Source organism: Micromonospora sp. DT15, from assembly GCF_049841475.1.
Classification (GTDB): Bacteria; Actinomycetota; Actinomycetes; order Mycobacteriales; family Micromonosporaceae; genus Micromonospora.
The window spans coordinates 208,317-234,781 of sequence record NZ_JBNCKJ010000010.1 but is presented as its reverse complement, the minus strand read 5'-3'; the positions used below and the strand labels follow the sequence as shown (position 1 = coordinate 234,781).

23 protein-coding genes are annotated in these 26,465 nt (G+C 70.7%); 20 read left to right on the top strand and 3 right to left on the bottom strand.

Annotated elements, in window-relative coordinates:
* Positions 1–100 precede the first annotated feature (100 nt).
* The 14 genes from ACLQ3F_RS22885 (at position 101) to ACLQ3F_RS22820 (ending at position 14,831) form a co-directional block, all read left to right on the top strand.
* The gene (locus ACLQ3F_RS22885; RefSeq protein WP_355005590.1) at positions 101–1,285 is read left to right on the top strand and encodes a polyamine ABC transporter substrate-binding protein; all 1,185 of its coding nucleotides are present in this window, start codon (positions 101–103) and stop codon (positions 1,283–1,285) included.
* Positions 1,285–2,442: an ABC transporter ATP-binding protein gene (locus ACLQ3F_RS22880; RefSeq protein WP_425851294.1), complete on the top strand. Its 1,158-nt coding sequence runs from the start codon at positions 1,285–1,287 to the stop codon at positions 2,440–2,442. The genes ACLQ3F_RS22885 and ACLQ3F_RS22880 overlap by 1 nt, the downstream gene beginning before the upstream one ends.
* On the top strand, positions 2,439–3,347 hold the full coding sequence (locus ACLQ3F_RS22875) for an ABC transporter permease (RefSeq protein WP_355005588.1): 909 nt from the start codon (positions 2,439–2,441) through the stop codon (positions 3,345–3,347). Before ACLQ3F_RS22880 ends, ACLQ3F_RS22875 begins: the two co-directional genes overlap by 4 nt.
* Positions 3,348–3,402: 55 nt before the next feature.
* Entirely contained in the window at positions 3,403–4,239 is an 837-nt protein-coding gene (locus ACLQ3F_RS22870) for an ABC transporter permease (protein WP_425851292.1), read from the top strand.
* 37 nt (positions 4,240–4,276) lie between these two features.
* Positions 4,277–5,743 (top strand): NAD(P)/FAD-dependent oxidoreductase, encoded by a 1,467-nt coding sequence (locus ACLQ3F_RS22865; RefSeq protein ID WP_425851291.1) that lies wholly within the window; start codon positions 4,277–4,279, stop codon positions 5,741–5,743.
* Positions 5,743–6,924 (top strand): saccharopine dehydrogenase C-terminal domain-containing protein, encoded by a 1,182-nt coding sequence (locus tag ACLQ3F_RS22860; protein WP_357226955.1) that lies wholly within the window; start codon positions 5,743–5,745, stop codon positions 6,922–6,924. Before ACLQ3F_RS22865 ends, ACLQ3F_RS22860 begins: the two co-directional genes overlap by 1 nt.
* 270 nt (positions 6,925–7,194) lie before the next feature.
* Positions 7,195–7,962: a G5 domain-containing protein gene (locus ACLQ3F_RS22855; RefSeq protein ID WP_425851362.1), complete on the top strand. Its 768-nt coding sequence runs from the start codon at positions 7,195–7,197 to the stop codon at positions 7,960–7,962.
* A gap of 266 nt (positions 7,963–8,228) precedes the next feature.
* The gene (locus tag ACLQ3F_RS22850) at positions 8,229–9,074 is read left to right on the top strand and encodes a DUF559 domain-containing protein (protein WP_425851288.1); all 846 of its coding nucleotides are present in this window, start codon (positions 8,229–8,231) and stop codon (positions 9,072–9,074) included.
* A gap of 389 nt (positions 9,075–9,463) precedes the next feature.
* The gene (locus ACLQ3F_RS22845) at positions 9,464–10,129 is read left to right on the top strand and encodes a response regulator transcription factor (RefSeq protein WP_425851286.1); all 666 of its coding nucleotides are present in this window, start codon (positions 9,464–9,466) and stop codon (positions 10,127–10,129) included.
* Positions 10,126–11,190 carry a sensor histidine kinase gene (locus ACLQ3F_RS22840; protein WP_357205701.1) on the top strand — a complete coding sequence of 355 codons (1,065 nt, stop codon included), beginning with the start codon at positions 10,126–10,128 and terminating at the stop codon, positions 11,188–11,190. Before ACLQ3F_RS22845 ends, ACLQ3F_RS22840 begins: the two co-directional genes overlap by 4 nt.
* A gap of 73 nt (positions 11,191–11,263) precedes the next feature.
* Positions 11,264–12,298, top strand: coding sequence for a threonine ammonia-lyase (locus tag ACLQ3F_RS22835; protein ID WP_425851284.1), 1,035 nt, complete (start codon positions 11,264–11,266; stop codon positions 12,296–12,298).
* Positions 12,295–13,425 carry a D-alanine--D-alanine ligase family protein gene (locus ACLQ3F_RS22830; RefSeq protein WP_425851282.1) on the top strand — a complete coding sequence of 377 codons (1,131 nt, stop codon included), beginning with the start codon at positions 12,295–12,297 and terminating at the stop codon, positions 13,423–13,425. The genes ACLQ3F_RS22835 and ACLQ3F_RS22830 overlap by 4 nt, the downstream gene beginning before the upstream one ends.
* Positions 13,422–14,099, top strand: a complete 678-nt coding sequence (locus ACLQ3F_RS22825; RefSeq protein ID WP_425851280.1) for a M15 family metallopeptidase — start codon at positions 13,422–13,424, stop codon at positions 14,097–14,099. The genes ACLQ3F_RS22830 and ACLQ3F_RS22825 overlap by 4 nt, the downstream gene beginning before the upstream one ends.
* 57 nt (positions 14,100–14,156) lie before the next feature.
* Positions 14,157–14,831: a hypothetical protein gene (locus tag ACLQ3F_RS22820; protein ID WP_357259088.1), complete on the top strand. Its 675-nt coding sequence runs from the start codon at positions 14,157–14,159 to the stop codon at positions 14,829–14,831.
* Between the two features lie 63 nt (positions 14,832–14,894).
* On the opposite strand, the gene gabT is transcribed toward ACLQ3F_RS22820, so the two are convergent.
* Positions 14,895–16,166: a 4-aminobutyrate--2-oxoglutarate transaminase gene (gene gabT / locus ACLQ3F_RS22815; protein WP_425851278.1), complete on the bottom strand. Its 1,272-nt coding sequence runs from the start codon at positions 16,164–16,166 to the stop codon at positions 14,895–14,897.
* 3 nt (positions 16,167–16,169) lie between these two features.
* A complete protein-coding gene (locus ACLQ3F_RS22810) occupies positions 16,170–17,606 on the bottom strand; it encodes a gamma-aminobutyraldehyde dehydrogenase (RefSeq protein ID WP_425851276.1) in 1,437 nt (478 codons plus the stop codon).
* A gap of 142 nt (positions 17,607–17,748) precedes the next feature.
* Here ACLQ3F_RS22810 and ACLQ3F_RS22805 point away from each other — a divergent pair, with 142 nt between their 5' ends.
* Positions 17,749–19,188, top strand: a complete 1,440-nt coding sequence (locus tag ACLQ3F_RS22805) for an aldehyde dehydrogenase family protein (RefSeq protein WP_425851274.1) — start codon at positions 17,749–17,751, stop codon at positions 19,186–19,188.
* On the opposite strand, the gene ACLQ3F_RS22800 is transcribed toward ACLQ3F_RS22805, so the two are convergent.
* Positions 19,185–20,432: an SUKH-3 domain-containing protein gene (locus tag ACLQ3F_RS22800; RefSeq protein WP_425851273.1), complete on the bottom strand. Its 1,248-nt coding sequence runs from the start codon at positions 20,430–20,432 to the stop codon at positions 19,185–19,187. The two genes, ACLQ3F_RS22805 and ACLQ3F_RS22800, sit on opposite strands and share 4 nt — an antisense overlap.
* 3 nt (positions 20,433–20,435) lie before the next feature.
* Between ACLQ3F_RS22800 and ACLQ3F_RS22795 the strand changes: the two genes are divergently transcribed.
* From ACLQ3F_RS22795 to ACLQ3F_RS22775, 5 genes are read left to right on the top strand one after another with little or no spacing between them, the layout of a single operon-like run.
* Positions 20,436–20,933 carry a YbaB/EbfC family nucleoid-associated protein gene (locus ACLQ3F_RS22795; protein ID WP_425851271.1) on the top strand — a complete coding sequence of 166 codons (498 nt, stop codon included), beginning with the start codon at positions 20,436–20,438 and terminating at the stop codon, positions 20,931–20,933.
* Entirely contained in the window at positions 20,930–21,262 is a 333-nt protein-coding gene (locus tag ACLQ3F_RS22790) for a hypothetical protein (RefSeq protein ID WP_425851270.1), read from the top strand. Before ACLQ3F_RS22795 ends, ACLQ3F_RS22790 begins: the two co-directional genes overlap by 4 nt.
* Before the next feature lie 16 nt (positions 21,263–21,278).
* A complete protein-coding gene (locus tag ACLQ3F_RS22785) occupies positions 21,279–25,220 on the top strand; it encodes a toxin glutamine deamidase domain-containing protein (RefSeq protein WP_425851268.1) in 3,942 nt (1,313 codons plus the stop codon).
* 58 nt (positions 25,221–25,278) lie between these two features.
* Positions 25,279–25,530, top strand: a complete 252-nt coding sequence (locus ACLQ3F_RS22780) for a hypothetical protein (RefSeq protein ID WP_425851266.1) — start codon at positions 25,279–25,281, stop codon at positions 25,528–25,530.
* A gap of 44 nt (positions 25,531–25,574) precedes the next feature.
* Positions 25,575–25,913 carry a hypothetical protein gene (locus ACLQ3F_RS22775; RefSeq protein WP_425851264.1) on the top strand — a complete coding sequence of 113 codons (339 nt, stop codon included), beginning with the start codon at positions 25,575–25,577 and terminating at the stop codon, positions 25,911–25,913.
* The last annotated feature ends 552 nt before the right edge of the window (positions 25,914–26,465 follow it).

Sequence of the window (26,465 nt, the reverse complement as noted above, 5' to 3'; positions counted from 1 at the left end):
CATGTCAGGATCAGTCGTCCATGGCACTTGACCCTCCCGACATTCCCGCCGGCGTGCCTCCCCCGTCCCGCCCGCCGACGATGACCCCCTAGGAGTCGTCATGCGTACTCCCCTCCGGCCCCTCTCCCGGCGTGGACTGCTCACCGGCACTCTCGGTTCGGCCGCCCTGCTCACCATGGGCGGCAGCCTCGCGGGCTGCGGCACCAAGGGCGCGCAGCAGACCGAAGCTGGTTGCGTCAGCGAGGACCTCTCCGGCACCGAGAAGAAACTCGCCTTCGCCAACTGGCCGCAGTACATGGACGTTGACGACGCTGACGAGTCCAAGCGGCCGAGCCTCGACGAGTTCATCACGAAGACCGGCATCCAGGTGACCTACACCGAGGACATCAACGACAACAACGAGTTCTTCGGCAAGGTGCAGAACCAGCTTGCCGCCTGTCAGAGCACCGACCGCGACATCATCGTGCTGACCGACTGGATGGCGGCCCGGATGATCCGGCTCGGCTGGATCCAGAAGCTGGACCCGGCGAAGATCCCGAACGTGCAGGCCAACCTGCTTCCGTCGCTGCTCAACCGCCCCTTCGACACCGAGAACCGGATCTCCATCCCGTGGCAGTCCGGCCTGGCGGGCCTGGCGTACAACGGCAACGTCACGAAGGAACTGCGGACCGTCGACGAACTGCTCACCCGCCCCGACCTCAAGGGCAAGGTGACAGCGCTCAGCGAGATGCGCGACACAATGGGCCTGCTGCTCGGGTCGAACGGACACGACCCGGCCAACTTCACCGCCGCCCAGTTCGACGACGCCCTCAACAAGCTCAAGAAGGCAGTCGACTCCGGGCAGATCCGCAAGTTCACCGGCAACGACTACGCGCCCGACCTGGCCAAGGGCGACATCGCCGCGTGCATCGGCTGGTCCGGCGACGTCATCCAACTGTCCGGTGAGGACGAGAAGGTGCGGTTCGTCGCGCCGGACTCGGGCGTGATGCTCTACAGCGACAACATGATGGTCCCCAACAAGGCCACCCACAAGGGCAACGCCGAAGCGCTGATCAACTACTACTACGAGCCGGCGGTCGCGGCGAAGCTGGCCGCGTACGTCAACTACATCTGCCCGGTCAAGGGCGCTCAGGCCGAGATGGAGAAGATCGATCCCGAGCTGGCCGCCAACCCGCTGATCTTCCCGGACGAGGCGCTGCTGTCGAAGTCCAAGGTGTTCATGGCCCTGGACGAGAAGCAGGAAAAGGAGTACGAGGGCAAGTTCCAACAGGTCATCGGGGCGTGATGAGGATGGCGCGCGAGACACCCGCCGGCGACCTGCGCCTGGCCGACCTCACCAAACGGTTCGGCGTCTTCACCGCTGTGGACGACCTGAGCCTGACCGTCGAGCAGGGCTCGTTCTTCGCGCTGCTCGGCGCGTCCGGCTGCGGCAAGACCACCACGTTGCGGATGATCGCCGGCCTGGAGGAGCCGACCAGCGGCCAGGTTCTGCTCGGTGACACGGACATCGCCCGGCTGCGGCCGTACAAGCGGCCGGTGAACACCGTCTTCCAGAGCTACGCGCTCTTTCCGCACCTCACCATCTTCGAGAATGTGGCCTTCGGGCTGCGCCGACGCGGCATCCGCTCGGTCGACGACGAGGTCTCTCGGATGCTGTCGCTGGTGCAGCTCGACGGCTATGGCAACCGCCGACCCGCCCAGCTCTCCGGGGGGCAGCAGCAGCGGGTCGCGCTTGCCCGCGCGCTGATCAACAGGCCGCAGGTGCTGCTGCTCGACGAGCCGCTGGGCGCACTCGACCTCAAGCTGCGCCGACAGATGCAGATCGAGCTGAAGCGCATCCAGACCGAGGTCGGCATCACCTTCGTGCACGTCACCCACGACCAGGAGGAGGCCATGACCATGGCCGACACCGTCGCGGTGATGAACGCCGGCCGGATCGAGCAGTTGGGCGCCCCGGCCGACATCTACGAGTTTCCCGCCACCGCCTTCGTGGCGAACTTCCTCGGCCAGTCCAATCTGCTCGCCGGCGAGGCCACCGGCGTCGGCGGCGGCGACGTCGCGGTGACGGCGCACGGCACGCGCTTCTCTGTGCCCGCCGGCCGCGCACGGGCCGAGAGCGGTCCGGTCCACCTGGGGGTACGCCCGGAAAAGCTGATTCTGGTCGGCTCCGCCGACCAGGTGCCCGCCGGGCATCAGCACGTCACCGGAGTGGTCACCGACGCCTCCTACGTGGGAGTCAGCACGCAGTACCTGCTGCGCACCGGCTGGGGCACCGAGTTGTCGGTCTTCGCCGCCAACAGCGGAACGTCGACGACAGTGGCGGTCGGCAGCGAGGCCGTGGCGTACTGGGATCCGCGGCACGCGTTCCTGCTGCCCCGCGACGCCGCCGACACCGACCGGACGTCACCGGTGCTGGACGAGCCGGTGGGTGTGTCGTCGTGACCCTGCTGGCCCCCACCGGGTCGGGGCGCCCGCCCGCCGCGCCACCGGCAGCCCGGTCCGGGCGACGCCGACTCCTGCCGTACCTCCTGTTGTTGCCGGGTGCGGCCTGGCTGCTCATCTTCTTCGGTGTGCCGCTCGTGCAGTTGGCGGCGGCCAGCCTGTACGACCCCAGCGGCTCGCTCTCCACCGGGTACGCGATGACCTGGGCGGTCGGCAACTACCCGGACGTGCTCCAGGCGTACTGGCCGCAGTTCCTGCGCTCGTTCGGCTACGCCGGGCTGGCCCTGGTGCTGGCGTTGCTGCTGGGCTACCCACTGGCGTACGCCATCGCGCAGAAGGCCGGCCGCTGGAAGAACCTGCTGCTGGTGTGCGTCGTCGCCCCGATGTTCACCAGCTTCCTGGTCCGCACCCTGGCCTGGAAGACGATCCTGTCGGACAACGGCGCACTCGTCGGTCTGCTGCGCGACGTGCACCTGCTCGCCCCGGACGGTCGGCTGCTGGCCACCCCGTTCGCTGTGGTGCTCGGCCTGACGTACAACTTCCTGCCGTTTTTGGTGCTGCCGCTGTACGCGAGCCTGGAGCGGCTTGACCCGCGGTTGCTGGAGGCGGCCACCGACCTGTACGCGAGCCCGGTGCAGGCGTTCCGTCGGGTGACGCTGCCGCTGTCCATGCCCGGTCTGGTCGCCGGCACGCTGCTGTTCTTCATCCCGGCCAGCGGCGACTACATCAACGCGGAGCTGCTCGGCACCCCGAACGAATACATGATCGGCAACGTCATCGACTCGGCGTTCCTGGTCCGACTGGACTACCCGCAGGGCGCCGCGCTGTCGTTCCTGCTGATGGCGGCGATCCTCGCGGTGGTCTTCGGCTACCTCCGTCGAGCCGGCACGGAGGAGGTCCTGTGAGCGCGAGGAGTGCAGCGCAGCGGAGCCCCGCAGTCGCGAACGAAGGGCGGCTCCGATGAGGGTTTCCCGCTGGTTGGCGGACCGCTGGGTGATGATCGTGGCGTTGCTGGTGCTCGGCTACCTGGCGCTGCCGATCCTGGTGGTGGCGGGGCTGTCGTTCAACCGGCCGTCGAGCCGGCTGTCGTACGACTTCAACGAGTTCACTCTGGACAACTGGCGGCAGCCGTGCGCCACCTCGGACATGTGCGACGCGGTGGTCCGCAGCGTGCAGATCGGCTTCATCGCCACGGTGGTCGCCACAGTGCTCGGCACCCTGATGGCGTTCGCGCTGGTCCGGCACCGCTTCCGGGGCCGATCCGGGATCAACGTGCTGATCTTCCTGCCGATGGCCACCCCGGAACTGGTGATGGGCACGTCGCTGCTGGCCCTGTTCGTGTCGGCGGGCGTACCGCAGGGTTTCTGGACCATCGTGATCGCGCATGTGATGTTCTGCGTGTCGTTCGTGGTGGTCACCGTCAAGGCGCGGCTCGCCGGGATGGACCGGCGGCTGGAGGAGGCCGCCATGGACCTCTACGCCAACGAGTGGCAGACCTTCCGGCGGATCACCCTGCCGCTGGTGCTGCCCGGCATCGTGGCCGCCGCGTTGCTGGCCTTCTCGCTCAGCTTCGACGACTTCATCATCACGAACTTCAACGCCGGCACCACCGTCACGTTCCCGATGTACGTCTGGGGCGCCGCCCAGCGTGGCATCCCACCGCAGGTCAACGTGATCGGCACGGCGATGTTCGCTGTCGCGTTGCTGCTCGTGGGGCTCAGCTCGCTGCGCGGTCGACGGGCCCGCCGCGCCGCGCTGCTGGCAGGGCCGTCAGGTCACCCGCGTCGGTCGTCATGACCCTTTCGAATGCGGATCGTCCGACCGGTGTGCCGTCATGACGCTCCCACATACCGGCCGGGCGTTGGCCGACGCGGCACCCGTGCCGTACTGGCTCGACCGCCCGGACCGCCCCGACCCGCTACCGCCGCTGAGCGGTCGGCACTCCGCCGACCTGCTGGTGATCGGCGGCGGTTACAGCGGACTGTGGGCCGCGCTGTTGGCGAAACAGGCTGACCCGGACCGGGACGTCCTGCTCGTCGACGCCGGGACCTGCGGTTGGGCGGCCTCCGGGCGCAACGGCGGTTTCTGCGCCGCCTCGCTGACCCACGGCCTCGCCAACGGTGTCGACCGGTTCCCCGACGAGGTCGGCGAGCTGGAACGCCTCGGCCGGGACAACCTGGACGCCATCGCCGCCACCGTCGAGAAGTTCGACATCGACTGCGACTTCGAGCGCACCGGTGAGCTGGCCGTCGCCGTCGAGCCGTACCAACTCGACGGGTTGGCCGCCGACGCGGACCTGGCCCGCCGGTACGGCCACCGGGTGCGGTTGCTCGACCGGGACGAGGTGCGCGCCGAGGTGCACTCACCGACGTACCTGGGTGGGATGTTCGACGCCGATCGGGTGGCCATGGTGGACCCGGCGAAACTGGCCTGGGGGCTACGCCGCGCCTGCCTCGACCTCGGCGTACGCGTGCACGAGCACACACGGGTCACCGGACTGCGCGCCGACGGTGCGGCAGTGCACGCCAGCACCCTGGGCACCGGTCCCGCCGTACACCCGGCCGACAGTGGCCGGGCCGACACCAGTGCCGCTGGCCTGCCCGGCTCGATCCGGGCGCGTCGGGTCGTGCTGGCCACCAACGCGTTCCCGCCGCTGCTACGCCGGCTGCGGGCGTACCTGGTGCCCGTCTACGACCACGTGCTGATGACCGAGCCGCTCACCCCCGCCCAGCGCGACGCCATCGGGTGGCGCAACCGGCAGGGGCTCGCCGACACCGCCAACCAGTTCCACTACTACCGGATCACCACCGACGGACGGATCCTCTTCGGCGGCTACGACGCCGTCTACCACTACGGCAACCGGGTAGCGCCCGAGTTGGAACAACGACAGGCCACCTTCACCACCCTCGCCCGCCACTTCTTCACCACGTTCCCGCAGCTCGCCGACGTGCGGTTCAGCCACCGCTGGGGCGGAGTCATCGACACCTGCACCCGGTTCTGCCCGTTCTTCGGCACCGCCTACGGCGGTCGGCTGGCGTACGCGGCCGGCTACACCGGCCTCGGCGTCGGGGCCACCCGCTTCGGGGCCCGGGTGCTGCTCGACCTGCTCGACGGCGGGAACACCCCGCTGACCCGGCTCGACCTGGTTCGCCGCAAGCCACTGCCGTTCCCACCGGAACCCGTCCGCGCGGTCGGCATCAATCTCACCCGCTGGTCACTGGCCCGCGCCGACGCGCGCGAGGGTCGGCGCGACCTCTGGCTCCGTACTCTCGATCGTTTCGGTTTGGGGTTTGATTCCTGATGCGTGTCCTCCTCGTCGGCGCCGGTGGCGTCGGCTCCGCCGCCGTAGCCATCGCCGCCCGACGGACCTTCTTCGAGACCATCGTGGTGGCCGACCACGACCCCGTTCGGGCCCAACGGGCGGTCGCCGGGCACGGTGACCGTTTCGTCGCCGCCCAGGTGGACGCCTCCTCGGCCGACGCGGTCACCGCACTGTGCCGGGAGCACCGGATCACGCACGTGCTGAACGCCGTCGACCCGCGGTTCGTCATGCCGATCTTCGACGGCGCGTTCGCGGCCGGCGCGGACTACCTCGACATGGCGATGTCGCTGTCACACGTCGAGACCGGCGTGAAGCTCGGCGACGAACAGTTCGCGCTGGCTGACACCTGGTCGGCGGCCGGTCGGCTGGCGCTGTGCGGCATCGGGGTCGAGCCCGGCCTCTCCGACGTCTTCGCCCGTTACGCCGCCGACGAACTGTTCAGCGAGATCGACGAGATCGGTGTCCGGGACGGGGCGAACCTGACAGTCGACGGGTACGACTTCGCGCCCTCGTTCTCCATCTGGACGACGATCGAGGAGTGCCTCAACCCGCCGGTCATCTGGGAGAAAGACCGGGGCTGGTTCACCACCGAGCCGTTCTCCGAGCCGGAGGTCTTCCACTTCCCCGAGGGGATCGGGCCGGTCGAGTGCGTCAACGTCGAGCACGAGGAGGTGCTGCTCATCCCGCGCTGGGTCAAGGCCCGGCGGGTCACCTTCAAGTACGGCCTGGGCGACGAGTTCATCGAGGTGCTCAAGACGCTGCACAAGCTCGGTCTGGACGCCGTCTCCCCGGTGCGGGTACGCGGCGTCGAGGTCTCCCCGCGCGACGTGGTCGCCGCGAGCCTGCCCGACCCGGCCACGCTCGGCGCCCGGATGCGCGGCAAGACCTGCGCCGGCACCTGGGTACGCGGCCTCGGCCCGGACGGGCAACCCCGCGAGGTCTACCTGTACCACGTGGTCGACAACGAGTGGTCGATGCGGGAGTACGGGCACCAGGCGGTGGTCTGGCAGACCGCCGTCAACCCGGTCGTCGCCCTGGAGCTGCTCGCCAGCGGCGCGTGGGCCGGCGTGGGCGTGCTCGGACCGGAGGCGTTGCCCCCGATGCCCTTCCTCGACCTGCTGAACGGTTACGGCTCACCATGGGCGATGGAGGAACGGTGAGCTCATCCCGTTGACGGCATAGCGACAGTTCCGTCGCCGTAGTTCGATCTCCGACCTCTGTCGATGCGGTGCGTGGTGATTTGCGGCTTTTGTTGGTGCTGATACCCGCACGATCGGCCCTGCCCCGCCAGCCTGGAGGTTTGCCGCACCTGCCGACTCGTCGCCCGCCAACGCGCCCACCGATCTTTCCCGCGAAGCGAAAGGCGCAGGTGACGAACACGACGGGGGATATTGCACGCCGTGTTTGCGACGACACTCATCGCCGTGACGATGCAACCACCACAGCACCCGGGGCCGCCGTACCCGCCGTCGTTCGACAGGACGCCCCGACCGAACTGGTTCCGCCGGGCCACTCCCGCCAGCCGGGTCGCCGTGATCCTCGGCTCGGTCACGCTGTCGATCCTGCTGCTCTGCTGCACCGGCACCGCCATCGTCGGCGCGTTGACCGGCGAGCCGGAGCCGGCCAAGACCGGCACCGCCGCCGAGCAAGCGCAACAGCCGATCCTGGCCGCGCCCGGCGAGCCGACCGAGGAGGCCCCGGCCCAGGAGGAGTCGCCGATCGCCGCGCCCTCCACAGTGCCCTCGTCGGTGCCTGCCACGGCGCCCTCGTCGGCGGCGGCCGTGCCGGTGGTGCAGGTGACGACCGTGACGGAGAAGGCCACCATCCGGTACGGCGAGCGGACCGTCAAGGACTCGTCGCTGGCCGAGGGCAAGCGGGTCGTCCGAACCAAGGGCGTGAACGGCGTCCGGACCATGACCTACGAGGTGACCACCACCGACGGCGTGCGGACGGCCAAGAAGCTGGTCACATCCGCAGTGACGAAGCAGCCGGTGACCCAGGTCGTGGCCGTCGGCACCAAGAAGCCGCAGTCGTCGAAGTGCGACCCGAACTACAGCGGCTGCGTCCCGATCGCCAGCGACGTCGACTGCGCGGGTGGCAGCGGCAACGGCCCCGCGTACGTCAGAGGGCCGATCAGGGTCATCGGCGACGACATCTACGACCTGGACCGAGACGGCGACGGCATAGCCTGCGACTAGTCCTGAACCCCGCGAACCCCGCGTCGCGCCTCACCCCACCCTTGCCTCGGCGATCTTGCACTATCTGCGGTTACTTATGCCTCCTATCGGACATTTCTCTGACAGAAAGTGCAAGATCGCGGGGGTGAGGGGTTTGGCGTGGGGATTTTGGGGGTTGGTGCTAGCACGGCTGAGGGTGTTGTGGGGGTTGTCCACAGGGGGGTTGGTTTTCCACAGGTAGTTGTTGCGGGGCACTGGTGGGGGTTCGGGTCGGTCAGCCTCCCTCCATGGCAACTCAGTTGTGGCGTACGGACGCGCTGATGCGGCAACTCACCGTTGGACGGATACGTACTCGACTCGACCGCGAGGAAATCCTGCGTGTGCGCAGAGGGGTCTACGCCGACAAGCCCTGCGACGACGACGACGAACTGCGTGCCCTGATGCTCCGGCTGCCCGACGGAGCGATGTTGGCGCGGCAGAGTGCCGCCCGCCGATACGGCTTCGGGGTCCTGCGCGACGATCTGATCCACATCCAGTTGCCCGCCGAGGTGCCAAAGCCCCGTCTGCCCGGCGTGGTCGTTCACCGGACGGTTCTACCTGCTCGGCCGATCTTTGTCGCAGGCATACCCTGCGTGCCGCCGGCGCGTTGCGCAGTCGACCTCGCACGCGCCGCTCGTCGAGTCGACGCACTCCCAGTGCTCGACGCCGCGCTGCGGTCGGGCTTGGTCACCCAGGATGACCTGCTGGCCGAGGTTGCGGCCCACAACGCATTGCGGGGTGTCCGCCAGGCCCGCCAACTGATACCGCTGGCAGACGGCAGGGCGGAGTGCCGACAGGAAAGCCAGTTACGACTGATCCTGATCGACGGAGGCCTGCCGCCGCCGGAGCCGCAACTATGGGTGACCGACCGCCATGGCATCCCTCTGTACCGGCTCGATCTGGGCTACCGCGAACGCCGAATCGGCATCGAGTACGACGGGCTGTCGCACCTGAACCGCGATCGACTCAGGCACGACCGTGAGCGGATCAACTGGCTGGCCGCAGCGGGTTGGCGGATGCGCTACTTCACCGACCGCGACCTCTACCGCCGCCCAGAACACATCAAAGCCACCATCCGCGCAGCCCTCTCCTAACTCCCCCATGCCGTGCCCCGTGCCCCGTGCCCCGTGCCCTCCGCCCTCGCCCTCGCCGATCTTGCAGTTTCTGCCCCGACAAAAAACGCCTTACTCATATTTCGGCAACACAAAGTGCAAGATCGGCGGGGTGGGGCGGGGCCGGGGCCTGGGGCGGGAGTCTTCTGAGGATTGTGATGCGGGTCACTGTTGATTGCTTTGGCTTCTCGTGTTGTTAGGACGGACGGCGCAGATGACGTGAGACGGGGGCGAAGGGGGCGGGGGCTGGGTTGCGATGGTTTGCCCGCTGGACAGCCGCGTGGAGGATGGCTGCGGCGGGTGCTTACAGAACCCTTAACCCGGGCCTGCGACGGTATGCCGGGCAAGCCGAACTGGGGGAGCGGGAAAACGTGCGGGTGCTGGTGGCGGACGACGAGCGGTTGTTGGCGGACACGGTGGCCGAAGGGCTGCGCCGCCTCTCGATGGCCGTGGACGTCTGCTACGACGGTGACGGTGCGCTGGAGCGGGTCGGGGTGAACCGGTACGACGTGGCGGTGCTGGACCGGGACATGCCCGGACGCACCGGCGACGAGGTGTGCCGCAGCATCGCCGACTCGCAGGTGGGCACCCGGGTGCTGCTGCTCACTGCGGCGGCCGGCATCCGGGACCGGGTGGAGGGCCTCGGCCTCGGCGCGGACGACTATCTGACCAAGCCGTTCGCCTTCGCCGAGTTGGTGGCCCGGGTGCAGGCCCTCGGGCGACGGTCGACGCCGGCTCTGCCACCGGTGCTCGCCCAGGATGGCCTGGCCCTGGACGTGGGTCGGCACCTGGCCACCCGGGACGGTCGCCCTCTCGCGCTGAGCCCCAAGGAGTTCGCGGTGCTGCACGTGCTGCTGCGCGCGGACGGCCAGGTGGTCAGCGCCGAGGAGTTGCTGGAGCAGGCCTGGGACGAGTTCGCCGACCCGTTCACCAACGCCGTACGGGTCACCGTGATGACCCTGCGCAAGAAGCTCGGCGATCCCGCGATCATCCACACCGTCCCGAAGGCCGGCTACCGCATCGGCGGCACGGCGTGAGCTGGACGCCCCGACGTCGGGTGCTGCTGGTGGGGCTGTTGGCGCTGCTGGCCGGCCCGGTACTGCCGGCGATGGGCAAGTGGCTGTCGGGGGTGACCTGGAACTGGGGGCAGCAGTTCTGTGACCTGCCCGTGCCGGGGATGTCGGCGGTGTGTCGCAACGTACGGCCGGGGGCGTTCATGCTGCCCCTGGTGGCCGTCCTGCTCGTGACCCTCGCCGTCCTGGTGGGGCTCTGGTTCGCCGCGGCGTGGTGCCTGCGCCCGGTCGCTGACCTGGCCGGGCCGATCGGGCAGCTCGGCCCGCAGAACCTCGGTCACCGGATCCGGCCCCGGGGCGGCGACGAGTTGGCCCGGCTGTCGAGGGCGATCGACGAGATGATGGAACGCGTCTCCGCCGGGTACGAGGGGCAGCGGCGGTTCGCCGCGAACGCCTCGCACGAGCTGCGTACGCCCCTCGCCGTGCAGCGGACGCTCATCGAGGTCGGTATGGCCAGGGCGCTCACCGGCGAGCAGTTGGAGTTGCTGACCAGTCAGCTGCTGGAGACCAACGAGCGCAACGAACGACTGATCGAGGGCCTGCTCGCGCTCAGCGAGAGCGACCAGGGTCTCCGTTCGCGGATACCGCAGCGGTTGGACGCGATCGTCGAGGCGGTGCTGGCCGGTTACCTGGACCGGGCCCGGGAGGCCGGGGTCACCGTGGAGACCCATCTCGAACCCCGGGTGGTCGTCGGCGAGCGGGTGCTGCTGGAACGACTGGTCACCAACCTGGTGGAGAACGGGATTAAGTACAACAGGCCGGGCGGCTCGCTGACCGTCGTGGTGAGCGGCGTGCCGGCGCTGTCAGTGGTCAACACCGGTCAGCCCGTGCCGGCCGAGGCGGTCGCCGGTCTGTTCGAGCCGTTCCGCCGGCTCGCCCGGGACCGGACCTCGCAGGGCGGTGGGGCCGGGCTGGGCCTGGCCATCGCCCGTTCGATCACCCAGGCCCACGACGGCATCATCGCGGCCCGGCCCGCCGAGTACGGCGGCCTGCGGGTCGACGTCCAGCTACCCACCTTGAACTGACACTTCCACCCACAGTCACCGGGGTCCACGTACCGCTGGACCCTGCCTGTGGCGTGCCCGAAAAGGAGAGACGATGACAGGCACAGTTGGTCAGGTCCGGGCCGATGTCGAGGAGGCCAGCCGCTGGCTGACCGGCCACGTGGTCCGCACCCCAGTGCTGCGCTCCCCGGTGATCGACGAGCTTGCCGGGGCACGGGTGCTGCTCAAGGCGGAGAACCTCCAGCACGGCGGCTCGTACAAGATGCGGGGTGCGCTGCGTGCGGTCGGCCGCCTCGCGGTGGCCGGACACACCGGGGTGATCGCGCAGAGCACCGGCAACCACGCGGTGGCGGTGGCGTTGGCGGCCCGGCAGCACGGGCTCGCGGCGACAGTGGTGCTGCCGGTCGACGCCGCGTCGACGAAGGTCGACCGGGCGCGCGCGGCGGGGGCGCGGGTGGTGTTCGCCGGCACCAGCGTCGAGGAGCGGGTGGCGGTGGCCAACGGGCTCAGCGACGAGAGCGGTCATCCCGTCGTCGACGCGTACGACCACCCGGACGTGATCGCCGGGCAGGGCACCGCGAGCCTGGAGCTGATCGAGGACGCCGAGCGCGCGGGGACGCCGTTGGACGCGTTGGTCGTACCGGTGGGTGGTGGTGGCGGGGTTGCCGGAGCGTGCCTGGCCGCCGCCGGCTCCGGCATCGAGGTGTACGGCGTGGAGCCGGTGGGTTGCGACTCGCTCGCCCGCAGCCTGGAGGCAGGTGTACGCGTGCCGGTAGCGCCGGCGACCACCATCGCGGACGGGCTGCGGCCGTCCTGCGTGGGGGAGCTGCCGTTCGCCATCGTGCGGGACACGCTGCGTGGGGTCGTCCGGGTCGACGACGACGAGATCGCGGCGGCGTTCCGGCTGATCCTGACGGAGCTCAAGGTGCTCGCCGAGCCCTCCGGGGCGGCGGGCCTGGCCGGCGCCCTCCGGCTTCCCCCGGACGGCGGAAGGCGAAGGGCGTCGGACAGCGACCGGCAGCGGACGGTTGGCGTGGTGCTGACCGGCGGGAACGTGGAGGCGGCGCTGGTGGCCCGGTTGATGGCCCCGGGTTCCGCCGACCTGGCTGAGGAAGGGGCGGCGGCGTGAGCGCGCCAGTGCGGATCGGAATCCTGTTCGGTGGGCCGTCGGCGGAGCACGAGGTTTCCTGCGCCTCCGCGCTCGGGGTGGCCCGGGCGCTCGCCGGTGGGGGCTACCGCACTGTGGCCATCGGTGTCACCCGCAGCGGCGGCTTCCGGCTGATGCCCGACGCGCTGCTGGCCGAGTTGCGCGACCGACCGGCCGGCGAGCGGGCCATCGACGACCAGTTGGTGGTGACCGGGCCGGCCGTCGAGTTGCGGGCCGGTCCGCGTCCGGGTGTCGTGCAGGTGTCCGCCGGTAACGCCCCCGGCGCGGTGCACGCCGAGCTGGACGTGGTCTTCCCGGTGCTGCACGGCCCGTACGGCGAGGACGGTGTGGTGCAGGGGCTGCTGGAGTCACTGAACGTGCCGTACGTCGGGTGCGGCATCCTCGCCTCGGCGGTCGGTATGAACAAGGTGGCGATGAAGCGGGCGCTGCGCGCCGAGGGCATCCCCGTCACCCCGTACGTGTCGTTCGACGCGCACACCTACCGGGAGGTCGACGACCCGGAGAAGGTGGTGACCGGGCTGAGCCGGCCGCTGTTCGTCAAGCCGGCCAGCATGGGCTCGTCGATCGGCATCTCCCGCGTCGACGAGGGTGACGACCTGGCCGCCGCCGTGGAGGAGGCGCTTCGCCACGACCAACTCGTCATTGTGGAGCAGGGGGTCGTCGGCCGGGAGTTGGAGTGCGCGGTGCTCGGTGGCTGGCGTCCCGAGGCGTCGGCGGTGGGCGAGGTGCAGGTCAGCGGCGGCTGGTTCGACTACCAGCAGAAGTACTTCGGCGACACCGACCCGATGATCGTTCCCGCCGTGCTGCCGGACGAGGTGACCGCGCGGGTCCGCGAGCTGTCGCTGCGCGCGTTCGCCGCGATCGGCGGTTGGGGTCTGGCCCGGGTCGACTTCTTCTACGACGCGACGGCCGGTGAGCTCTACGTCAACGAGCTGAACACGATGCCCGGCTTCACCGCGCACTCGATGTACCCGAAGGTGTGGGCCGCCGTCGGGGTCGGCTACCGGGAGGTGGTGGACCGACTCGTCGAGTTGGCCCGGGTCCGCCATGCGGAACGGTCGGTGGGCACGCCGGGGAGCATCCGATGATCCTGCTCTGCGACCCCCGGGTGGCGGCGGTGCCCAGCGCCGACGACGGCGAGGATTTCGTCGACCTGCGTGAGTTGCCGGAGTTGCGGCTCGACGGCCGGGCGGCCGACCCGGCCGGGGCGTACGCCCGCTTGCGCGCGGGTGTCGTGGACCGCCTGCTTGCCGCGCAGCGTGCCCTGCCCGGTGGGCTGCGGCTGCTGGTGGTCGAGGGCTACCGGCCGTACCAGGCGCAACTGGCCATCTTCACCGGCTACCGCGACGAGCTGCGCCGGCGGCACCCGGACTGGTCGCCGCAGCGGCTGCACCGGGAGACCACGAAGTTCGTGTCACCGGTCGAGGTGGCCCCGCACAGCACGGGTGGCGCGGTGGACCTGACGCTCTGCACCGACGACGGCGTGGAGCTGGACCTGGGCACTGCCATCGACGCCACACCGGAGGACAGCGCCGACGCCTGCTTCACCGACGCGCCGACGATAGGGGGTGCCGCCCGCCGGCACCGGCAGATCATGGTGGACGCCCTCGGCGGCGCGGGGATGGTCAACTACCCGACCGAGTGGTGGCACTGGTCGTACGGCGACCGTTACTGGGCGCTGATCACCAGGGCCCCGAGCACCCGGTACGGGCCGGTGGACCTGGCCGCCGCACGATCGATACCCGTGCCGGCTGAACGGTAGGACGCTCCGGTCCGTACCGGTGGGTGAAGAACACCACCGAGGACGGGAGTGACGGCGATGAGGGTGCAGCGCAGGCACGTGCTGGCAGCGAGTGTGGCGGTGCTCGCCGCGGTGGGCGTGTCGGTGGGGACCAGCTTCGGGTTCGCCGACACGGCCCCGGCACGGTCGTCGGTCTGCTCCGGTTCGGTCACCTTCTCCGCGGAGGGCGGGGCGCCGGCGGCGACCAGCGACCGGTTCCCGGTGGGGACCCGGCTGCGGGTGACCAACCTGGACAACAACCGGGCGGCCACTGTGACGGTGACCGGCCCGTCGGGCAGTTGCGTGCTGCTCAACGCCGCTGCCATGGAGCTGGTCCGCGAGCCCGGCAAGAACGTGATCCGCCGCAACGTGGTGGAACGCGTCGACGGCGCGGCCCCGCCCGCCGGCGCTCCGGCCCCCGGCACGGTCCGTCCCGGCGTCGCGTCTCCCGGCGTGCCCGGCCCGGCGCCCCAGTCGGTGTGCTCCGGGGCGATCACCTTCTTCGAGGAGGCCGCCGGTCCGGCGGCGACCAGTGGGCAGTTCCCGGTGGGCACCCGGCTGCGGGTGACCAACCTGGACAACAACCGGGCGACGACTGTGACGATCACCGGCCCGTCGGGTAGCTGCGTGCTGCTCAACTCCGCCGCCATGGAGCAGATCCGCGAGCCGGGCAAGAACCTGGTGCGCCGCAACACCGTCGAGGTGCTTCGCTGACATCGGGGCAGGGGCCCGCACACCGTGCCCCTGCCCGATCAGTCGCGGCGTGCCCCTGCCCGCTCAGCCGAAGGTGGCGTCCAGGATGTCCGCGCCTCGGTTGAGGTGCCCGTCGGAGATCACCAGCGGGGGCAGGAAGCGCAGCACGTTGCCGTACGTGCCGCAGGTCAGTGTGAGCAGGCCGGCGGCGTGACAGGCCGCCGAGATCGCCGCCGTGGCGGCCGGGTCGGGGGTGAGGGTGCCCGGCAGCACCAGCTCCACGGCGAGCATCGCGCCGCGGCCGCGTACCTCGGCGACCCGGGGATCCCGCTCGGCGATGGTCCGTAGCCGGGGGACCAGCACCGACTCGATCCGTCGGGCCGCACTGGCCAGGTCCAGCTCGTGCATGGTCTCGATGGTGGCCAGCGCGGCGGCGCAGGCGACCGGGTTGCCGCCGTACGTGCCGCCGAGCCCACCGACGTGCACCGCGTCCATCAGCTCGGCCCGACCCGTCAGCGCGGCCAGCGGCAGACCACCGGCGATGCCCTTGGCCAGGGTCACCAGGTCGGGTTCGACGCCCTCGTGCTGACAGGCGAACCAGTCACCGGTACGGCAGAAACCGGTCTGGATCTCGTCGGCGACGAAGACCACCCCGGCCGCCGTCGCCCACGCGCTCAGCGCGGGCAGGAAACCCGGCGCGGGTACGACAAAGCCACCCTCGCCCTGGATCGGCTCGATGAGCAGCGCGGCGACGTTCTCCGCGCCGACCTGCTTCTCGATCATCTCGATCGCCCGGGCCGCCGCCTCGGCGCCGGAGAGCCCACCATCACGCAGCGGGTACGACATCGGCACCCGGTAGATCTCCCCGGCGAACGGCCCGAACCGGTGCTTGTACGGCATGTTCTTCGCGGTCAACGCCATGGTCAGGTTGGTCCGGCCGTGGTACGCGTGGTCGAACACCACTACCGCTGGCCGTCCCGTGGCGTGTCGGGCGACCTTCACGGCGTTCTCCACCGCCTCCGCGCCGGAGTTGAACAACGCCGAGCGCTTCGCGAACCCGCCGGGCGTCACCGCGTTGAGCTGCTCGCAGACCGCCACGTACGACTCGTACGGCGCGACCATGAAGCAGGTGTGGGTGAACCGCTCCACCTGCGCCCGGACCGCCTCGACGACCCTCGGGGCCGAGTTGCCCACGCTGGTCACGGCGATGCCGGCGGCGAAGTCGATCCACTCCCGGCCGTCCACGTCGGTGACCGTCCCGCCGGAAGCACTGTCCACGTAGGACGTGATCACACTGCCGACACCTCGGGCCACGGCGTCGACGCGCCGCTTGTGCAGCTCCTCGGACGTGGTCATGGGTCAGCCCTCGATGTTGTGCATGACGTGCTTGATCCGGGTGTAGTCCTCCAGGCTGTAGACCGAGAGGTCCTTGCCGTGCCCGGAGTGCTTGAAGCCACCGTGCGGCATCTCGGAGACGAACGGGATGTGCGTGTTGACCCAGACGCAGCCGAAGTCGAGCCGACGGGTCATCCGCATGGCCCGGCCGTGGTCGCGCGTCCAGACCGACGCGGACAGGCCGTAGTCGACGCCGTTGGCCCAGCGCACCGCCTCGTCCTCGTCGGAGAAGCGCTGCACGGTGATGACCGGCCCGAACACCTCGTCCTGGATGATCTCGTCGGCCTGACGCAGCCCGGAGACCACTGTCGGCGCGTAGAAGTAGCCGCGTTCGCCCTGCCGGGACCCGCCGGTCTGGATCGCCGCGTGGTCCGGCAGGCGGTCCACGAAACCGCTGACCCGGGTGAGCTGGTTGGCGTTGTTCAGGGGGCCGTAGAGCACGTCGGCGTCGTCCGGTGCGCCAGTCTTCGTGTTGCGGGCCTGCTCGGCGAGCGCCGCCACGAAGTCGTCGTGGACGCCGGGGCCGGCCAGCACACGGGTGGCCGCCGTGCAGTCCTGCCCGGCGTTGAAGTAGCCGCCCATCGCGATGGCCTCGGCGGCCGCCGCCACGTCCGCGTCGTCGAAGATCACCACCGGGGCCTTGCCGCCCAACTCCAGGTGCGTGCGCTTCAGGTCGGGGGCCGCCGCGGCGGCCACCTCCATGCCCGCGCGGGTCGAGCCGGTGATCGACACCAGCTGCGGGGTCGGGTGCGACACGAGGGTACGACCGGTGTCCCGGTCGCCGCAGACCACGTTGAACACCCCCGGTGGGAAGAACTCGGCGGCGATCTCGGCGAGCAGCAGCGTCGACACCGGGGTGGTGTCCGACGGCTTGAGCACCACTGTGTTGCCGGCGGCGAGCGCGGGGGCGATCTTCCAGACCGCCATCATCAGCGGGTAGTTCCAGGGGGTGACCTGCGCGCAGACGCCGATCGGCTCACGCCGCACGTAGGAGGTGTGCCCGGCCAGATATTCCCCGGCGGACCGCCCCTCCAACATCCGGGCGGCGCCGGCGAAGAACCGGAACTGGTCCACCGCCGGGGGAAGCTCCTCCTCGGCGGTGAGCTGGCGGGGCTTGCCGGTGTTGCGCACCTCGGCGTCGACCAGCTCGGCGGCGCGCGCCTCCACGGCGTCGGCGAGCTTGAGCAGTGCCCGCTGCCGCTCGGCCGGGGTGACCTCCCGCCAGCTCTCGAAGGCGGTGGCGGCGGCGTTCATCGCCGCGTCCACGTCGGCGGCGCCGGAGACCGGGGCCTGGGCGAACACCTCACCCGTGCAGGGGTCGACCAGGTCGGCGTAACCGCCATCGGACGGGTCGACGTAGGAGCCGTTGACGAAGTTGCGCAGCTGCTGCTGGTCACTCATGAGGGATCACTCCGAGGGGGCCGGGGGCGCGATTCTGCGGCGGTTATCGCAATCTCTCTGCCATCTTCGCTACTGAATTCGCGGCAGACAAGGGTTATCGCGACTGTTTCCGTCGGCCGGTCGCTCGGCTACTCTGCTCCGCGTGGAGCCCGTACCCATCTTCGTCGCCTCCCGCCCCGCCACCGGCGAGGGTGAGTTGACAGTCCACCACCCGTACGACGGCCGCCCGGTGGGGCGTACCACACTCGCCACGCCCGACCAGGTCGACGCCGCCGTTGCCGCGGCGGCCGGTGTGGCCGCGCAGGCCGCGGCCCTGCCCGCGCACGCCCGCGCGGCGGCCCTCGACCACGTGTCCCGGCGGCTCGCCGAGCGCGCGGGCGAGATCGCCGCCCTGATCACCGCGGAGAACGGCAAGCCGCTCAAGTGGGCCCGCGCCGAGGTCGGGCGTGCGGTGTCGACCTTCCGGTGGGCCGCCGAGGAGGCCCGCCGCTTCTCCGGCGAGGTGCAACGACTCGACACCGACCCGGCCGCCGAGGGGCGGATCGCCCTGGTCCGCAGGGTCCCGCGCGGGCCGGTGCTGGGCATCACGCCGTTCAACTTCCCGCTCAACCTCGTCGCCCACAAGGTGGCGCCGGCCATCGCCGTCGGCGCGCCGATCATCGTCAAACCCGCGCCCGCGACGCCCCTGACCGCGCTGCTGCTCGGCGAGCTGCTGGCCGAGACCGACCTCCCGGCCGGGATGTTCTCGGTGCTGCCGCTGCCCAACGACCGCACCGCCGAACTGGTCACCGAACCCCGGCTACCCGTGGTGTCGTTCACCGGCTCCGGGCCGGTCGGCGCGGCCATCCGCCGCGCCGCGCCGCAGAAGCACGTGACGCTGGAGTTGGGCGGCAACGCCGCCGCGGTGCTCTGCGCGGACTGGACCGCCGACGAGGACCTGGACTTCGCCGCGCAGCGCATCGCGACGTTCGCCAACTACCAGGCCGGCCAGTCGTGCATCGCCGTCCAGCGGGTGTACGTGCACCACGCCCTGCACGCCGACTTCCTGCCCCGACTGGTGGAGGCCGTGCGAGGGCTGCGGACCGGAGACCCCGCGTCCGAGCTGACCGACGTCGGGCCGATGGTGTCCGAGGACGCGGCCCGCCGGGTCGAGACGTGGGTGGCCGAGGCGGTCGCCGCCGGCGGCACCGTCGAGGTGGGCGGCCTCCGCGACGGCGCGACCTACCCCCCGACCGTGCTCACCGGCGTGCCGGCGAACGCCAAGGTCGTGGCCGAGGAGGTGTTCGGGCCGGTGCTGGTGGTCACCCCGGTCGCCGACGACCAGGCCGCGTTCGCAGCTGTCAACGACTCGGCGTACGGCTTGCAGGCCGGCGTCTTTACACGACGTCTGGACGTGGCCTTCGCCGCCGCCCGCGCGCTGGAGGTGGGCGGAGTGATCATCGGTGACGTGCCGTCGTACCGCGCCGACCAGATGCCCTACGGCGGAGTGAAGGGCAGCGGCGTCGGCCGGGAAGGGCTGCGCAGCGCGATGGACGACTACACCGAGGCCCGGGTCATGGTGCTGACCGGCCTCACGCTCTAACTCGGGTCGGCCGGCCAGGTGCCGTCGTCGCGCACCCGGGCGGGTGCGCGGCCGAGCAGCAGGGTGGTCAGCGCGGCGTCGATGGTGTCGCCGAGGAACCACTCGCCGGCCTGGTCGAGCGCGAAGACCCGGCCGCGCTCGTCCACCGCCAGAATGCTGTCCTGCTGCTCGGTGCCGATCGGAAAGAGGCGTACGCCCAGCACCGCGCCGAAGTCCGCGAGAGTATCGGCGGTGTGCGCGACGGTGTGCGGGCGGATGTCGAAACGGGAGATCCACACCTGCTCGCCCCGGCCGCGTCGCGCACCGACCAGGCTGGGGAACGCGGTGAGCGCCTCCACCGCGGCGGGAAAGACCTCGTGCCGATGGTTGCGCCCCGGCACCGACGTGACGTCCCGGACGGCGGCGGAGGCCATGATCTGATCCCCGATGTGTGGCTGCCAACCGGCCGCGACCAGCGCGTTCGCGACCTCCGCCGGGAACCGCCCAGGATCGGGGTCGGGTGCCTGCGGCGCGTTCCAGGTCTCGGTCCAGGCGCGAGCCGACTCAGGGAGGACGTTCGCCCGGACCAGGAAGGAGATGCACGAGTCGCAGGGCCGTTCGGCGGGCCCGCCAGCAGGGTCGCCCGGCTCGCGGACCCGGAAGATCTCGAAGCGGGCCCCCTCCAGCAGCGCCGCTGCCTCGGCCCGCCCCATCGGCGCGATGCCCTCGGCGGCGCGGCGGTGGTCGTACTCGTGCAGGACATCGGAGACCACGATCAGCTCGGCGTGAGACGCCCCGCCGCGCATCAACTCGCCGGGCGGCAGTTGGTCGAGATAGTCGCGGACCAGCGGGTGATGGTTGAGTGGCACGTCGGCCTTCGTGCCCTGGGCCGTCCAGATCCGTCCGTCGATGGTCAGGTGCGCGGCGGTGTTCGGGGTGGCACCCCGATGGATCTCCCGGACCAGCAGGCTCGACGGGTCGAGAGTGCGGGCGGCTGTCGGCCCGGGGGGCCGGCTACGCCGGTAGAGCTCCGCCACCACAGCGCTCGGCACCCGGGGCCAGGTGGTGACAGTGCCGGTCTGCTTGTCGATGACCGTCGTCGGCAGGTCACCCGGCACCGTGGGCACCTCGGTGGGCACGACGGACGTGATGACCCACCCCAGGTCGAACTCGTCGACCATCGCAGTGCACTCGTGACCGAGGCGCTGCGAGTCACGGCGGGCCCAGGTGGCGGCGAGCTGCTCGGCCTGTTGACGGTCGATCACGCTATGAAACTACCGGACTACGCGGATCGATGGCGGCCGGTATTGTTTCGCTCTACCGACGGTGACGGGAGGGCGGCGGTGGGGGAACAGGCGGACCGGAGCGTCAATCGCGAGCTACGGGCCCGATTCGACGACGTTTATGGGCAATACCGGCAGCTCAGATCCGGTTTGGACACCCTCCAGACGCGACTCGCCGCGCTGCGGGTGACCCGCCGGTCGGCCGACGGGCAGGTGACGGCGACAGTTGGCGCTCAGGGCCAGGTGATCGAGGTCGAGCTGACGCCGGCCATCTACCGGGACCGCGACGCTGACGCGCTCGGCCGAAAGGTCACCGAGACGATCCGGGCCGCCGCGACCGCCGCCGCCGACGCCACCCGCGACCTCGTCGCCGAGAGCATGCCGGCCGGCTCCGGGGCGACGGACTTCCTCAAGACCGGCGATTACGCCACTTTGCTCGGTCGGGCCGACGCCGTCCTCGGCACAGGTGAGGCGAAGCCATGACCGACGGGCAGCTCTGGCTTGATCCGTCCCGGGCCCGCCGGGGCGGTGCCGACCTGGCGCTCGCCGGCGAGGCGGTGAAGGCCCGTCGTGCGGCGGAGGGGGGCGCGATCGAGGCCGCCAGCGGTGCCCGGCCCTGGGGTCGCGACGACATCGGCGCCGCCTTCGAGCGCAACTACCGCGGGTTCGAGCAGACCGTGCTGCGGGCCTGGGCCGGCGTCGGGCACCGGCTCACCGAGCTGGGCAGCGACGTGGTCGAGGCGGTCGACGCGAGCGTGCAGACCGACGGGGCCAACGCCGCCCGGGTCGGCCGGGCCGCCGACCGGCGCTGACGGCCGACGAGCTGAGATGAGCGTGCTGCCGAGCCCCATCCCGCACCCCCTGGACCACGCGCCGTGGGACGTGCCCGGCTGGATCTACGAGGCCCTCGACTGGGTGGTCGGCGTGCAGTGGCCGGATGGCAACGAGCGGGCCGTCTGGGACGTCGCCGACCAGTGGTACTCGGTTGCCTCCGTGCTCGCCGGCCCGCACGCCGACGCCGCCACGGCGGCCGTCGAGGTGCACAACGGGTACGGCGGCGTCGGAGCTGTCGACGCGGCGTTCGAGGCGGCCTGGCGGGGGATCGCCGAGGGCGCCGACGCTCCGCTGCCCGTGCTGCTCGCGGTCACGGCCGACCTGGGCCGGCTGGTCGAGGAGTGCGGTTGCGACATCGAGGGCGCCAAGCTGGAAGTCTGGATCGAGCTGGGCATCCTGGTCATCGAGTTGCTCACCGTTGCGGTGGCGGCGGTGCTGACCGCCGGTGCGGCAACCCCGGCCGCCGGGGCGGCGATCACCGCGACGCGGCTGCTGGTTCAACAGATCTTCAAGCGGTTGATGGGCCAGCTGGCCAGCAAGTCCCTCAAGCACGGGCTCAAGGAGGCCGGCGAGCGGGCCGCCAAGGAGGTCGCCCGAGGCGGTGTGCGCGGGTTCGCCAAGCGGGCCGCCCGGGGCGGGCTGGAGGAGGCCACCGAGGAGGCCGGGGTCACCCTGGCCACCCAGGCGTACCAGAACTCCAGCGGGCGGGCACACGGCCTGGACCTGACCGATCTCGGCGCGTCGGCGGTGGGCGGGTTGGCCGGCGGGGCGGTGGCACCGCTGGCCGGCCTGGGCCGGCACGCCACCGGGCGGGCGGCGAAGGTCGGGGAGCACCTGGGGCGGGAGATGACCGGCGAGGTGCTCGCCGACAGTGCGGCGAGCCTGGCCACCGGTCAGGGCCTGACCTCGATGGAGGACGTGGCGCGCGCCGCCGCGTCCGGGGCCACCGGTTCGGCGACCGGGCAGACCGACCACGCGCTACGCGCCCGGCTCGACGCGCAGGCCAACGCCCTCGCCGGAGCATCCTTCACGGGCCCCTCCCTTCCGCCGGTGTTGCCCGTCGCGGGGGATGCGGCCTCTGCCGGAGCGGCTCCCTCCTTCGGGGTCTCGTCTGCCGCGAGTGCTCCTTCCGCGGGGGCTGCCGGTGGTGTGGCTTCGGGTGGTCTGGTGACTGCTGCGGGCGTTCCGATGCAGGCGACGGAGGCTGTCGCGACCACTCCACCGGACGAGGTGGCTGCGCCGACACCACCGGTTGTCGAGCAGTCACGAGGAGCCGGGCCGGCGTCTCCGGTCGCGCCTGACGCGCACACGTCGTCCCCGACGCCGGTTGGCGCGCTGTCCGACGTGGACGCAGTGCACAGCGCGGCGGTGGGCGCCTCCGAGACGGGTGGGTCGTTCGGCGACAGATCGGGCGTCCCGCACCCGGTCACGGCCGACCCCGTGCTGTCGGCGACGACCACCAACCCGGCCACGTCGGCGGTAGGTGATCCGAGTCAATCTGTGGTGGGTGCTGATCCGAGGCTTTCGTCGGCGTCCGCGCCCGTGGTCGGTCCCCTCGAATCGGGCAGCGGGCCGGCTGCCACCGGTGTGCCGCCGGTTCAGCCCGGTAGTTCCCCGCACGTCACCACCTCCGGACCGACCGCCTGGCCTCCGGCGACCGGCCCCTCCGGACCGACCGCCTGGCCTCCGGCGACCGGCCCCTCCGCACCAACGATCACCCCAGGCCCGGCGGCACCGATCACCTACGGCACCCAGACGACCGCCAACGGGCCGCTGCCGGTCGCCTCCACCCCACCGGTGGTGGGTCGATTCACCGTGCCGGCGCGTGTCCCGACCCGGCAGACGCCCGCACCGGTGCGGTCGCCCGACCATCCCGCCCGGGGAAGGGCGTCGATCCCCGTCGACGTGGCCGCGTTCGGTGCCCCGTCGGTGCGCGAGCCCGAAACCAACGACGCGTACGCGGCGCAGTGGGCCGCAGCAGCGGAAGCCGCCGAGCGGCGGCGCTACCAGGACCACTACGAATCGCTGCGAACCGGGTTCGAGAACAACCGCCGGCACGCCGAGGCCGCCCGACTGCGCACCCGCGCCGTGGAACACGATCGCCGAGCCGTCGAGTACGCCACCTACGCCCGTCAACTGCACCAGGCCGGCAACCGGCAGTGGGCCGACGGCTGGCAGCGCGCCGCGAACGAGGAAGCACGCGCGTACGCCGAATGGCGTGACCTGGCAGACGCGGTGCTGGCCGGCACCACGGCCCCGCCGGTCGTGGACATCAGCGCCACTTTCGAACACGCCAACCGGGACGTGGGCGCGCTCGCGCTCGGCGCGGTGGAGACCACCGGCCCGTCCATGCTCACCGGCGACGACGATCCGCCGCCGATCGACGACTCCCGGCCGTACGGGCAGCCCGGAGGACTCCGGCCACCGCTCGCCCTGCACCAGGTCGACGTCGAACGACAGATGCCCCGTGGACCGGACGGCACCGTCACCCGCACCGCCGACCCCCGACACGGCGGCTGGTTCGGGCTGCTCAACGACGGCGGTCCCGCGGCCGACGCCACCCGGGGCATCAACTGCCTGGACTGCACACTGTCGCTGTTCGAGACGTGGGTGCACGGGCGCCCCCGCGTGTCGGCGCCACGAACCTTCGACGGCTACCTCGACGGTGACATCCGACGCCCCATCCGTGGCGAGGCGGGCGGCCCGGGCCGGGTGGAGGACGTGACCGGCGGGCGCTTCCAGAAACTCCTCGCCCCGGCGTCCGGCCAACGCACGGACTCCGCACAGGCGCGGCAGGCCGCCGACCGGGGCTACCGCAACCTGCACGACCAACTGCTGCTGGGCGGGCACGGCAGCTACTCGTTCCTGGTCACCGAGTGGGCGCACGGCGGTTCGCACGCCTGGGTCGCGCTCAACCAGAACGGCACAGTGCTCTACGTGGACCCACAGAACGGCGTGGTCCGGGACCGGCCGCTCTACCCCGACGTGGTCGGCATCGACGCGCTGGTGCTGAGCGGAGACGGCCGACCGATGCCGCTCGGCGGACTGCCCCGGGGCCGGTTCAGCGAACGGCCCGACCTGCCGGATCACCCGCCGACGCGCGACGACGGCGGCCACGGCGACCCGTACATCAACCGGATGTACCTGCTCCTCGACGGCCCGGGCTCGGCGAGTGCCGATAGCGGGCAGAACCGAATCGAGACCGGGCAGGAGACCGCAGGAGAAGATAGGGGCAACCCCGGTTGGCAGGCTGCCGGTCCACTGTTGCCTGCGGATGAGTCTGGCCGCCAGTTGAACCCGAAGGATTGCGAGTTCCTCGGCATCACACCCGATGCCGTCCTGGCCTGGGCCGACAGGTCGGCGCCTCTTGGAGCTACCCGGGAGCAGTTTGCACAGATGACGGCCGGTCTCTTCGATGCATTGCGAGAGGATGGTCTAGACCTGTCAACTGTCGACATTCGGCTTCAGGGCTCGTCGGCTCGATTTTTCTCGGGTCCCCACAAGAAGATGCCGACGGAGTCCGATTTGGTCGACGACCCGGAGGCGTTGGCGCGTCTGCAGGGCTGGTCGCAGGGACTGCCGCTTCCACTGCGTAGGCCGTTCGACTCCATGTACCGGCTGGGCCTCGAAGAGCCGAGTGATTTCGACTTCCAAATTTCCTCTGATGAGATGGTGGAGCAGGCACGGCAACACGCGGCCGAGAAATATCCTGGCCTTCGTGTCGTCAATGCGAGGTACGGTTTTGTGACGAAGAAGGTGGCGCGAGAGTGCTTCCCTCACCTGTTTGATTGGGCCGAGCGGCACGCACGTAATCTGGGCCGCGACGTGGTGCCAGCGATTTTTCCTGGTGCCGGCCCGCCGGATCGATCCGGAACCGGAGTGTCGTCCCACTTCCAAGATTCAGACTGGATTGTCGGGGAGCCGAATGTCAGCTAGTTGGGTAATTAATCTAGACGGGGAGATGGATCGGGCCACATTGGGTCGTCTGCGAGCCGTGCTCAGCCTGAATGAAGTTGGACGTCTCGGCGACGACTGGGACGAGCTGTTCGGCGAAGTCAGACGGACGATCGCAGGGGTATCTACGAGCGTTGGGCTCTGGCGCGACGTGGACAGCCAAGGGTGGCGCCTCGACATCGACGTGCTGGCGGAGCCGAGCGACTCGGACGTGCGGGATCTGCTGGCTGCGGTCCGGGCGGAGGTTGAAGCGGCGGGCGTGCAGGTCGCCTCGATCGAGAGTCGCCGATAGGCGTCGAAGTCGACACAGTCGATTCGGGTTAGCGCCCGGGATTGGTGACGAATCGGATGGGCCGCAGTCTGACCTACTACGTGGTCTACCGGAATGACGAGAGGCTCGGGGGTCCAGCCGGACTCTTCGTAATGGACGTAGGCGCAGGCAATGCCATCCTCTGGGATCACCGCAGCGGACGCTGGGCCTTCGATCCGGGTCTGGTCGTTCGCTTTGTTGACGACTATCGCAACGTCGACCGCTTCGAAACTGTCGATCGGGCCACGGCTGAGAGGGTTGCTGAGACCGTCAGTGGGGGCGCGCTGCCCGACGAGGACGGCATCCGAGCCATGTTCACGCCTGATGTCAGCGCCGGCGGCCCGCAGCCATCCGGTCGGCAGTGATTGCGCGTGCAAGCGAGAGAGCAGGCGCTCATTCGTGGGATTCGGCAGCGGGCGGTCGTCTTGGGTTGGCCGGTGGGTCGAGGAGGCCGCGACGAGTTGGAGCGATCGGCGGGGCCCTCGCGGGGCCGAATAAGATCGACGCGTGGCGAAATCTGGTACGCAGAGCGTCAGGTCCACTGTCTGGGCCTGGCCGGTCGGCCTCCTGATCGGTCTGGCGATCGGCATTCCCGTGTTCGGTGCGAAGGGTGGCGTTGCCTTCGGTGTCGCCTTCTGCACTGCCTTCGCCCTCGGCCTGGGTGCGATCAGGGGCCGGGCCGGCCGTGATCCTGCCCAGGATGGCGGGGTCACCGGGGATGGCGTCGGTGCCTCAGGTCGAGGGTGATCGACTCGGGTTCATTGATGTCGGGGCATCCGGGGCGGCGGGACCACCCGACTTCCGTGAAGCCGAGTGGATCATGGCGCGCGCCGCCGGAGACCACCCGCACCGCTGACCGGCTGTGCCGTGACGCCCTCGCCGAGGCGGAGCGCGCCCGCTGATTGGCTGGTCAGTCT

What these genes read in the sequence shown, in the direction of transcription:
- ACLQ3F_RS22790 (WP_425851270.1), top strand. Translation starts at nt 20,930, where the DNA reads ATGACCGACGGGCAGCTCTGGCTTGATCCGTCCCGGGCCCGCCGGGGC.
- ACLQ3F_RS22785 (WP_425851268.1), top strand. Translation starts at nt 21,279, where the DNA reads ATGAGCGTGCTGCCGAGCCCCATCCCGCACCCCCTGGACCACGCGCCG.
- ACLQ3F_RS22870 (WP_425851292.1), top strand. Translation starts at nt 3,403, where the DNA reads ATGAGGGTTTCCCGCTGGTTGGCGGACCGCTGGGTGATGATCGTGGCG.
- ACLQ3F_RS22820 (WP_357259088.1), top strand. Translation starts at nt 14,157, where the DNA reads ATGAGGGTGCAGCGCAGGCACGTGCTGGCAGCGAGTGTGGCGGTGCTC.
- ACLQ3F_RS22795 (WP_425851271.1), top strand. Translation starts at nt 20,436, where the DNA reads ATGAAACTACCGGACTACGCGGATCGATGGCGGCCGGTATTGTTTCGC.
- ACLQ3F_RS22810 (WP_425851276.1), bottom strand. Translation starts at nt 17,606, where the DNA reads ATGAGTGACCAGCAGCAGCTGCGCAACTTCGTCAACGGCTCCTACGTC.
- ACLQ3F_RS22885 (WP_355005590.1), top strand. Translation starts at nt 101, where the DNA reads ATGCGTACTCCCCTCCGGCCCCTCTCCCGGCGTGGACTGCTCACCGGC.
- gabT (WP_425851278.1), bottom strand. Translation starts at nt 16,166, where the DNA reads ATGACCACGTCCGAGGAGCTGCACAAGCGGCGCGTCGACGCCGTGGCC.
- ACLQ3F_RS22835 (WP_425851284.1), top strand. Translation starts at nt 11,264, where the DNA reads ATGACAGGCACAGTTGGTCAGGTCCGGGCCGATGTCGAGGAGGCCAGC.
- ACLQ3F_RS22855 (WP_425851362.1), top strand. Translation starts at nt 7,195, where the DNA reads ATGCAACCACCACAGCACCCGGGGCCGCCGTACCCGCCGTCGTTCGAC.
- ACLQ3F_RS22860 (WP_357226955.1), top strand. Translation starts at nt 5,743, where the DNA reads ATGCGTGTCCTCCTCGTCGGCGCCGGTGGCGTCGGCTCCGCCGCCGTA.
- ACLQ3F_RS22825 (WP_425851280.1), top strand. Translation starts at nt 13,422, where the DNA reads ATGATCCTGCTCTGCGACCCCCGGGTGGCGGCGGTGCCCAGCGCCGAC.
- ACLQ3F_RS22850 (WP_425851288.1), top strand. Translation starts at nt 8,229, where the DNA reads ATGGCAACTCAGTTGTGGCGTACGGACGCGCTGATGCGGCAACTCACC.
- ACLQ3F_RS22865 (WP_425851291.1), top strand. Translation starts at nt 4,277, where the DNA reads ATGACGCTCCCACATACCGGCCGGGCGTTGGCCGACGCGGCACCCGTG.
- ACLQ3F_RS22880 (WP_425851294.1), top strand. Translation starts at nt 1,285, where the DNA reads ATGAGGATGGCGCGCGAGACACCCGCCGGCGACCTGCGCCTGGCCGAC.